Source organism: Neobacillus bataviensis LMG 21833 (assembly GCF_000307875.1).
Taxonomy (GTDB): Bacteria; Bacillota; Bacilli; order Bacillales; family Cytobacillaceae; genus Neobacillus; species Neobacillus bataviensis.
On sequence record NZ_AJLS01000184.1, the window covers coordinates 47,108 to 57,178 of the forward strand.

At 41.9% G+C, this 10,071-nt stretch carries 9 protein-coding genes and 2 riboswitches; all 9 genes read left to right on the forward strand.

Features of this window, described 5'->3' with window-relative positions:
• The first annotated feature begins 203 nt into the window (after positions 1–203).
• Positions 204–2,591, forward strand: a complete 2,388-nt coding sequence (locus BABA_RS25190) for a 3-hydroxyacyl-CoA dehydrogenase/enoyl-CoA hydratase family protein (RefSeq protein ID WP_040347534.1) — start codon at positions 204–206, stop codon at positions 2,589–2,591.
• A gap of 56 nt (positions 2,592–2,647) precedes the next feature.
• On the forward strand, positions 2,648–3,823 hold the full coding sequence (locus BABA_RS25195; RefSeq protein WP_007088107.1) for an acetyl-CoA C-acetyltransferase: 1,176 nt from the start codon (positions 2,648–2,650) through the stop codon (positions 3,821–3,823).
• Positions 3,824–3,872: 49 nt separating this feature from the next.
• Positions 3,873–5,654 (forward strand): acyl-CoA dehydrogenase family protein, encoded by a 1,782-nt coding sequence (locus tag BABA_RS25200; protein ID WP_007088108.1) that lies wholly within the window; start codon positions 3,873–3,875, stop codon positions 5,652–5,654.
• A gap of 195 nt (positions 5,655–5,849) precedes the next feature.
• On the forward strand, positions 5,850–6,206 hold the full coding sequence (locus BABA_RS25205) for an arsenate reductase family protein (protein WP_007088109.1): 357 nt from the start codon (positions 5,850–5,852) through the stop codon (positions 6,204–6,206).
• Positions 6,207–6,278: 72 nt separating this feature from the next.
• On the forward strand, positions 6,279–6,662 hold the full coding sequence (gene gcvH / locus BABA_RS25210) for a glycine cleavage system protein GcvH (RefSeq protein ID WP_007088110.1): 384 nt from the start codon (positions 6,279–6,281) through the stop codon (positions 6,660–6,662).
• A 231-nt stretch (positions 6,663–6,893) separates the two neighbouring features.
• A complete protein-coding gene (locus BABA_RS25215) occupies positions 6,894–7,250 on the forward strand; it encodes a toprim domain-containing protein (protein WP_007088111.1) in 357 nt (118 codons plus the stop codon).
• A 5-nt stretch (positions 7,251–7,255) separates the two neighbouring features.
• A complete protein-coding gene (locus BABA_RS25220; RefSeq protein WP_007088112.1) occupies positions 7,256–7,564 on the forward strand; it encodes a thioredoxin family protein in 309 nt (102 codons plus the stop codon).
• A gap of 211 nt (positions 7,565–7,775) precedes the next feature.
• On the forward strand, positions 7,776–8,132 hold the full coding sequence (locus tag BABA_RS25225; RefSeq protein ID WP_007088113.1) for a hypothetical protein: 357 nt from the start codon (positions 7,776–7,778) through the stop codon (positions 8,130–8,132).
• An 80-nt stretch (positions 8,133–8,212) separates the two neighbouring features.
• Positions 8,213–8,315, forward strand: a riboswitch (SAM riboswitch).
• 65 nt (positions 8,316–8,380) lie between these two features.
• Positions 8,381–9,697 (forward strand): O-acetylhomoserine aminocarboxypropyltransferase/cysteine synthase family protein, encoded by a 1,317-nt coding sequence (locus tag BABA_RS25230; protein WP_007088114.1) that lies wholly within the window; start codon positions 8,381–8,383, stop codon positions 9,695–9,697.
• A gap of 133 nt (positions 9,698–9,830) precedes the next feature.
• Positions 9,831–9,941: riboswitch (SAM riboswitch) on the forward strand.
• Positions 9,942–10,071: the final 130 nt, after the last annotated feature.

Below are 10,071 nucleotides of genomic sequence, written 5' to 3' on the forward strand. Positions count from 1 at the left end.
ATCACCTCAGGAAATAGCATGCCCAAACAGGAAGTTTTATTTTCTAAAAATAAAAGTTCAAAAAAATTTCAATTTTCCACGTTTATGGATTGCAGAAATTTTCAAAATATTTTATAGTAAGTAGTAGTAGAACTCATTCAAATGTGAATTTTTTTTGACGCAAAAATGAATGAGCATTCATTCAAAGTGTGAAGGGGGAGACAATGTTGAACCAATTGATAAAAAAAGCAGCTGTCCTAGGATCTGGAGTAATGGGCTCAGGAATCGCTGCTCACCTCGCAAATATCGGCATTCCAACATTATTACTGGATATAGTGCCAGGTGAATTAACGAAGGAAGAAGAAGCCAAAGGACTTACAATAGCTGACAAACAAGTACGTAATCGAATCAGTGCAGGAAACATTCAAAAATTATTGAAGCAAAAGCCGGCACCACTGGCAGCGAAAAAGAACATAGCTCTTATTGAAGCAGGCAATTTGGAAGATGATTTAGTTAAATTGAAAGATGTTGACTGGGTTATCGAAGTCGTTGTTGAAAATCTTAACGTTAAAAAACAGGTTTTTGAAAAAGTGGATCAATACCGCAAGCTTGGCAGTATTATCAGCTCCAACACTTCCGGAATTTCGGTAGAAGCGATGGTAGAAGGCCGTTCCGACGACTTCCAAAAGCATTTCCTTGGAACCCATTTCTTTAACCCGCCTCGCTACTTAAAATTATTAGAAGTGATTCCAACCCAATTTACTGACCCGGAAGTTCTCTCCTTCATGAAAACATTCGGCGAGGATGTGTTAGGTAAAGGTGTAGTAGAAGCGAAGGACACACCTAACTTTATTGCTAACCGAATTGGGACATACGGCCTTCTTGTCACTGTTCAAGAAATGCTGAAAGCCGGCTTAAGTGTTGGCGAAGTCGATTCAATTACAGGGCCATTAATTGGCCGGGCCAAAAGTGCTACCTTCCGTACCCTTGATGTGGTTGGATTAGATACCTTCTATCATGTGGCTGGTAACGTGTATGACCAAGTGGAAGGAAAAGAAAAAGAAGTGTTTGAAGTTCCCGCTTTCTTAAAAGCTATGGTTGAAAAGGGATGGCTTGGAAGTAAATCCGGACAAGGCTTCTTTTTGAAAAAAGGAAAAGAAATTCTGGAACTGGATCCAACCACCTTGGAATATGGACCGCGGAAAAAGCTGTCAACGCCTGCAGTCGAGTTAGCTAAGCAGGAAAAAGGCACAGCCAATAAATTGAAAGCGCTTGTATACGCGAATGACAAAGCCGGACAATTTTTATGGAATACCTTCACAGCTTCATTTGTCTACTCCGCACAGCTGCTAGGTGAAATCGCCGATGATATCGTAGCAATTGACCGTGCGATGAAGTGGGGCTTTGGCTGGGAAATGGGCCCATTCGAAGCATGGGATGCCATTGGCGTTGAAAAGTCCGTTAAAAAGATGCAAGAAGCCGGTGTGGAAGTTCCAGCATGGGTGGCAGAAATGCTTGAAAAAGGAAATTCCTCTTTCTACTTAGAAGAAAACGGCGAGCAGTTCTACTATCATAACGGTCAATATAGACTAGTGGAATATAATCCAAAAGCGATCGACCTTAAAAAAATTAAACAACAAAAAGGTGTTATTAAAAAAAATAGCGGCGCAAGTTTAATTGACCTTGGCGATGGTGTTGCCTTGTTAGAGTTCCATTCACCAAACAATGCGATTGGTCTCGATATCGTGCAGATGATTAATTTTGCTATTGATGAAGTTGAGAAAAATTATAAAGGGCTTGTCATTGGTAACCAAGGAAAGAACTTCTGTGTCGGTGCGAACTTGGCGATGATGCTAATGGAAGTTCAGGATGACAATATTTACGAACTTGATCTGATTGTCCGCCACCTTCATAGTGCCCTGTTGAAAGTAAAATACAGCGCGAAGCCGGTTGTTGCGGCACCGTTTGGAATGACTCTTGGCGGCGGCGCAGAGGTTTGCCTGCCGACAGCCCATATCCAGGCATCAGCTGAAACGTACATGGGTCTTGTCGAAGTCGGTGTTGGCTTACTTCCTGGCGGAGGCGGAAACAAAGAGCTTTACATGAAGCATTTAGAAAATTTGCCAAATGGCGTTCCATTTGACTTACAGAATGTTGCCAATAAAGTGTTTGAATCGATTGCCATGGCGAAGGTTTCCACATCGGCAGAAGAAGCACGGGAAAATAATTTCTTAGATTCCTCAGATGGTATCAGCTTCAATAGTGATCATTTGATCTATGATGCAAAGCAAGCCGTACTTGCTCTACATGAACAAGGCTATAAACCAAAAGTGCGCAAAAAGGTTCCGGTTGTTGGGGAAACTGGATATGCCACCCTGTTACTTGGTGCTGAAGGAATGCGCTTATCCGGTTATCTTTCTGAACATGACATGAAGATTGCGAAAAAGATTGCCTATGTCATCGCCGGCGGTAGAGTACCGTTTGGAACAGAGGTCGATGAGCAATATCTTTTAGACTTAGAAAGAGAAGCTTTCCTAAGCCTGATTGCAGAGCCAAAATCACAGCAGCGCATGCAGCACATGCTTGTGAAGGGTAAACCATTAAGAAACTAATACGTTAACAAATAGATTCGTATTTTTCAAATATAAGAGAAAGCGAGGGAACTTGCATGAGAGAAGCGGTAATCGTTGCCGGAGCTCGTACCCCGGTTGGTAAAGCAAAGAAAGGAACGCTTGCCCATGTTCGCCCTGATGACTTGGGAGCGTTAGTTGTAAAAGAAACATTAAAACGTGCGGGAAACTATGAAGGAAATATAGATGATTTAATTATCGGCTGTGCGATGCCGGAAGCTGAACAAGGAAATAACATGGCTCGTAATATCGGTGCCTTGGCAGGACTTCCCTATACAGTCCCTGCCATCACTATTAATCGTTTCTGTTCATCAGGCCTACAGGCGATCGCCTATGCGGCGCAAGGAATAATGCTCGGACACACGGATACAGCAATTGCCGGCGGCGCGGAATCAATGAGCATGATCCCAATGATGGGTCACGTCGTGCGTCCAAATATTAAACTAGCCGAAACAGCCCCGCAATATTATATGGGAATGGGACATACAGCGGAGCAAGTTGCGCAGAAGTATGGCATTTCCCGTGAAGATCAGGACGCTTTTGCGGTAAGAAGTCATCAGCGTGCCGCTCAAGCCATTGCAGAAGGTAAATTCGTGGATGAAATTGTTCCGGTTGATGTAACGATTCGCACGGTTGGAAATGATAATAAACTTGTTGAAAAAACGATTCAATTTTCACAAGATGAAGGGGTTCGTCCGGGTACAAACCTGGAAACACTCGGGAAGTTACGTCCAGCCTTTTCCGTTACTGGCTCTGTAACAGCTGGAAATGCATCACAAACAAGTGATGGAGCTGCTGCTGTAATGGTAATGGATCGTGAAAAAGCAGAATCACTTGGCTTAAAACCATTAGCTAAATTCAGATCGTTTGCTGTTGGCGGCGTACCGCCGGAAATTATGGGTGTCGGGCCAGTTGTCGCCATTCCAAAAGCTGTGAAACTTGCCGGCTTAGAGCTATCTGATATTAATTTGTTTGAATTGAATGAAGCGTTTGCCTCACAGTCTCTGCAAGTCATTCGTGAACTTGGTCTGAATGAAGAAATCGTAAACGTTAACGGTGGAGCCATTGCGCTAGGGCACCCGCTGGGATGTACGGGTGCAAAGCTTACTTTGAGCCTGATCCATGAATTAAAACGGAGAAACCAGCAATTTGGTGTTGTAACGATGTGTATCGGTGGCGGTATGGGCGCAGCCGGAGTATTTGAATTACTTTAAATTACAAACATGGGGCTAGTCCCGTGAAAATGATTAGGAGGAGTTTTTCATGACTGAAACTAAAAAATTCGTTAAAGGCGGAAGCTTTTTAATAGAAGATTTGTCATTTGAGGATATTTTTACACCAGAGGATTTCTCTGAAGAGCATTTAATGATTGCGCAAACAGCAGCAGATTTTATTGAAAAAGAAGTGGCTCCACAAATAGAGCATTTAGAAAACCATGAATTTGATCGTACGGTAAAGCTTTTAAAGAAAATGGGTGAGCTTGGTCTCTTAGCCGTTGACGTTCCGGAAGAGTTTGAAGGTTTGGGATTAGATAAGGTAACTTCATCTGTAATTACAGAGAAAATGTCCGGGGCTGGCGGTTTTTCCCTATCTTATGGCGCCCACGTAGGGATTGGGTCTCTGCCAATCGTTTTATTCGGAAACGATGAGCAAAAGAAAAAATATTTACCTGCCCTCGCATTAGGTGAAAAGATTGCGGCCTATGCTTTAACAGAGCCAGGTTCAGGTTCCGATGCCCTTGGTGCGAGAACGACGGCAAAATTAAATGCAGCAGGTACTCACTATATCTTAAATGGTGAAAAGCAATGGATCACAAATGCAGGCTTCGCTGATGTCTTTGTTGTCTATGCAAAGATTGATGGCGAACATTTCTCTGCATTCATCGTGGAAAGAGAGTATCCAGGTGTATCCACTGGTGCAGAAGAGAAGAAAATGGGGATTAAGAGTTCCTCCACACGTACGCTTATTTTAGAGGATGTAGCTGTACCTGTTGAAAACTTATTAGGTGAATATGGCAAAGGTCACGTTATTGCCTTTAACATTTTAAACATTGGCCGATACAAATTAGCAGTTGGCGGTGTTGGCGGCTCTAAAAAGGCATTTGACATGACGGTTAAATATGCTAATGGACGTAAACAGTTTAAAACGCCGATTTCATCGTTCAATTTAACAAAAGAAAAGTTCGGAACGATGGCCTCAAAAATTTATGCAGCTGAAAGCTCTGTTTACCGGACAATTGGTTTATACGAAGACAACCAAGGCCAGCTTTCTACTGAAGAAGCGAAAGACCTTAAGAAGGTGGCAAACTCGATTGCAGAATATGCCATTGAGTGCTCGGTTAATAAATTCTTTGCAAGTGAAGTATTATCTTACGTTGTAGACGAAGGTGTCCAAATTCATGGCGGCTACGGCTTCATGCAAGAATATCCAATTGAACGAGCTTATCGTGACGCTCGTATTAATCGTATTTTCGAAGGCACAAACGAAATTAACCGCCTTCTTGTTCCGGGTACACTTGTGAAAAAGGCAATCAAAGGTGAGCTGCCACTTTTCCAAAAGGCAATGGCGCTTCAAGAAGAACTAATGATGCTCATGCCGGAAGAGCCAAGTGACGAGCCACTTGCGCAAGAAAAACATCTTGTGAAAAATGCGAAAAAGATTGCTTTATTATCAGCTGGTTTAGCAGCACAAAAATTTGGCAAGTCCCTTGAAAGAGAGCAAGAAGTGTTAGCAAACATTGCTGACATTGTCTCGGATGTTTACGCAATGGAGTCAGTTGTTTTACGTACAGAAAAAGCCATCGCCAAAGACGGATTAGAAAAGAGCAAGCAAAAACTTCTTTACACACAGATTTTCTGTCAAGAAGCCTTCAATGAAATTGAAGCGATTGCGAAAGAAACTCTAGTAGCTGTGGAACAAGGTGATACACTTCGCATGATGCTGTCTTCACTTCGCAAATTTACGCGTCATACCCCAATCAACGTGATTGCGAAAAAACGTGAAGCTGCAGATGTATTGATCGAAGTTGAACGCTATACTGTTTAATTGATCAAGGCTCCCTTCCAGCGTGAAGGGGGTCTATTTTTTTGAAAAATAATTATTATACTATGGCAGGACTTTTACGAAATTAGTCGAATTTTTGATATGGAGAACTTTTTAGGCCACTTGTTAGGATTTTAAAAAACGTTATGGTACTATTCTATTGACGCAATCACATTTTAGTAAAAGGCGGTGAAACAAGTGTCTCTGACTTTTTACTGGTATCCCAAATGCGGAACATGCCGAAATGCAAAGAAATGGCTTGATGCCCGAAAGCTTTCCTATGAAGAAGTACATATTGTGGAACATCCCCCAACTCGTGATGAGTTGCAGGCGTTTTATCAAAAGAGCGGCTTGGAATTAAAGAAATTTTTTAATACCAGTGGTTTGAAGTATCGGGAATTAGGGATCAAGGATAAAATGAAGTCTGCTTCCGATGACGAACTGCTTGATTTGCTTGCTTCTGATGGAATGTTGATCAAACGACCGATAGTAACGGATGGTGAACGTGTCACAGTCGGTTTTAAAGAAGAAGAGTATGAGAAGATGTGGCTTTAAGTTATTATTAAAGGGAAATCGATTTATTTCGATGATAGATTTTAGAAAAAAACAATGGAGGGATTTGAGTAAATGAGTACACCAAAAGAATTACGTTATTCAGAAGAACATGAATGGGTAAAGGTTGAAGGGGAAAGAGTCCGTATTGGGATTACTGACTTTGCACAGCATGAATTAGGCGACATCGTTTTTGTTGAGCTTCCAGAAGTAGGCGATGAAGTAACAGCTGACGAACCATTTGGCAGCGTTGAATCCGTTAAAACCGTTTCTGAGCTTTACGCTCCAGTCAGCGGTAAGGTTGTAGAAGTAAATGAAGATTTAAGTGACAGCCCTGAATTTGTCAATGAATCAGCATATGAAAAAGCATGGATGGTTGTTGTCGAGCTTTCTGATTCAAGCGAGTTAGACAAGCTGATGACTGCTGAACAATATGAAGCAATGACAAAGGAAGACTAATTATACATTTTGAAAAAGCACCTTGTGGGGTGCTTTTTCTCTTAAATTCCCACTTTTTCTTCGACTAAAGTAGGGAAGTCTATAATAAAACGAAGAGTAATGCGGCGGAATCAAAGGGGCAAGCAAAACCCTGTTTATATAATGATTATAATGCTATAGTGAAAGAGGCACACGGAATCAATATTTTAGAATATGTTAACATAAACAACTTCTAATACAGGTGATGTGGATATGAATGATTCGTATGTTGACAAAGTTCTTATTGTTGAAGGAAAATCGGATAAAAATAAGGTAAAGAATATTGTAAAGGAACCGGTTGAAATCATTTGTACAAACGGGACCATCAGTCACACCAAATTGGATGAATTGATTGATTTTCTCGAGGACAAGGATGTCTATATTCTTGTTGATGCTGATGCTGCCGGCGAGAAGCTCCGCAAACGTTTTAAACGGGAGTTTCCACAGGCTGAACATTTATACATTGATCGGATGTATCGCGAGGTAGCGACCGCGCCAGTGCACCACTTGGCGACCGTTCTCCTAGGAGCGAATATCGATGTGCATACTGAGTTTTTAGAAATGGGATAATGTTTATGAACGAATGGAATCAAGATGATTTGACTGCTTTCCTCGAAGATGCGGAAAGCGGGATACTATATTTTTATACACCACTATGCGGCACTTGTCAGCTTGCATCTAGAATGCTGGCTGTGATTGAGGAACTCGTAGAGATTAAAATGGGAAAAATGAACTTGAACTTTTATCCGGATATAGCGGCGGAATTTGAGGTAGAAAGCGTGCCATGTCTATTAATTGTTCGGAGCGGCAAGGTGAAAGAGACACTTTACGCTTTTCATTCCGTGCCTTATTTGCTGGAAAAAATAAAAGAATATCTAACTTAAGCAGATGCGGGCTAGCATCTGCTTTTTGAGTTCGAGTAAATCTCCATATTAGACGAGTATATAGATCAAAGTGACGAGTAAATTGGACTTCTGTCAAGACCTTCATGAAAATCCGACATATTTCTTAGGAAATTGTCGAGTGATAATAAAAGGATTCCACACCTGATTGCTGAATTAGTATTGTAAAAGCAAGATGACCGGAGTGGTGAAAATGATTGAAGCAGTAAAAACTTTTCTGGTGAAAATCAAAGAGCAGGGACACGTCCTTCCCTTGATTCATCAAGCGGATGTACAAATTAACCTTCGATGTGAGGAACAAACCATCCAGTTAATGATCAAAAACGGAACCATCATGAGCTTGCAAAATTCAGAAGCACAACCGACAAAATACGAGATCACCGGCACCCCGGCCGCAATGAAAAAGCTACTAGAAGGAACGGAATGGCTCCGTGTTCTTGAACAGCAACGACAGCTAAAAGTTACAGCACCATTAAGAACCACTCTATTACTAGAATCCCTCTTCTTTTTGACAAAAGCACAGAACCATCCACTTGCAAAAATAATTTAAACAAAGTTATTGACTCGGAATTAAACTTGCTGTAATGTATTACTTAAATATTCAACCAATTAAAACAATTTAATAAAGCATTCTTATCAAGAGTGGCGGAGGGACTGGCCCTTTGAAGCCCGGCAACCGATATGCAACGCGGTGCTAAATCCAGCAGGGCAAAGCTGCTCTGGGAGATGAGAAGAGAGTAGCCCCTCTTCTTAATGAAGCGGGGTTTTAGTTTTTTTACAATAAAGGAGGAAGCGAGAATGGCAGAAAATCAAAAGAAATATCGTTTTGAAACATTAAGTGTGCATGGAGGGTTAGCTCCAGATCCGGTTACAGGTGCGCGTGCTGTTCCAATTTACCAAAATAATGCTTACCAATTTAAAAATACCGAGCATGCAGCAAATCTATTTAGTTTATCGGAACCCGGGTACATATACACTCGAATTCATAATCCAACGACAACGGTTTTTGAAGAAAGAGTAGCATTATTAGAAGGCGGTGTCGGAGCGCTTGCCGTTGCCAGCGGCATGGCAGCCATTACGCTAGCGATACTAAACCTTGCAGAGGCAGGGGATGAGATTGTCTCTGCATCGAACCTTTATGGCGGAACGTATAATCTATTTGCTGTTACCCTTCCAAAGTATGGAATTAAGGTCAAATTTGTTAACCCTGATGATCCAGAGAACTTCCGCGGGGCGATTACGGAAAAAACAAAAGCGGTTTTTGCTGAAACAATTGGTAATCCAAGTTTACGCGTTCTTGATATTGAAAAAGTAGCGGAAATTGCTCATGAGGCTGGAGTTCCATTAATTATTGACAATACCTTTGCAACCCCATATCTCTGCCGTCCATTTGAATTCGGTGCCGATATTGTCGTCCACTCGGCGACAAAATGGCTGTTAGGTAATGGAACATCAACTGGCGGGATCATTGTTGATGGCGGGAAGTTTGACTGGAATTCACCGAAGTTCCCAGGCTTCACGACACCTGATTCGAGCTATCATGACCTTGTTTATGCGGAAGCACTTGGGGCCATTGCCTACATTATTAAAGCCCGCGTGCAATTATTGCGTGACCTAGGACCTGCTCTCAGTCCGCTAAATGCCTTCCAATTTACAATTGGCCTCGAGACTCTACATGTCCGAATGAAAGAGCATGTGGCAAATACAAAGCAAGTGGTTGAATATTTAGAGAATCATCCTGCAGTTGACTGGGTATCCTATCCGGGGCATCCATCGCATCCTGATTTTGAATTAGCGAAAAAGTATTTGCCAAAAGGTGCTGGCTCAATGGTCGTCTTTGGCATTAAGGGCGGCAAAGAAGCAGGGGCTAAACTGATTGATTCATTGTCACTATGGGCGCATGTGGCCAATGTTGGCGATGCAAAAAGCCTAATCATTCACCCGGCAAGTACGACACATCAGCAATTAGATGCAGAAGGATTGAAAGCGGCAGGTGTTTCAGAGGATTTAATCCGTCTTTCAATTGGGATCGAGAATGTGGAGGATTTAATCGAAGATCTCGAATCGGCGATTGAAGTGGCAACGGGCTTAGCTTCAGTGAAGGAAAATGCCTAAAATTACCTAAATCAATTTTCCGAAAATGAAGATTCTTTTTATTGACACTCTTTTTTATCCGTGATACGATAGCTTTTGTAAAATAATTTACTTAAACAATTTAACGTGTTAATTGAATATAGAATGCTGTTAGCTCTTATCAAGAGAGGTGGAGGGATGTGCCCGATGAAGCCCGGCAACCGTCAATATTAATTTATTGAAATGGTGCCAATTCACACAAAGCGTAGGCTTTGGGAGATGGGAGAAAGGTTTAGTTCGTGATGCCTTTCTGCCTGCGCAGAGAGGCATTTTATTTTGGGATAAGAAAGAAATTTTCGACTTTGAGAATTGTCCAGCTCCAGCACCCTAGCGGCTAGTGTCCTTCGCTCTCCGCC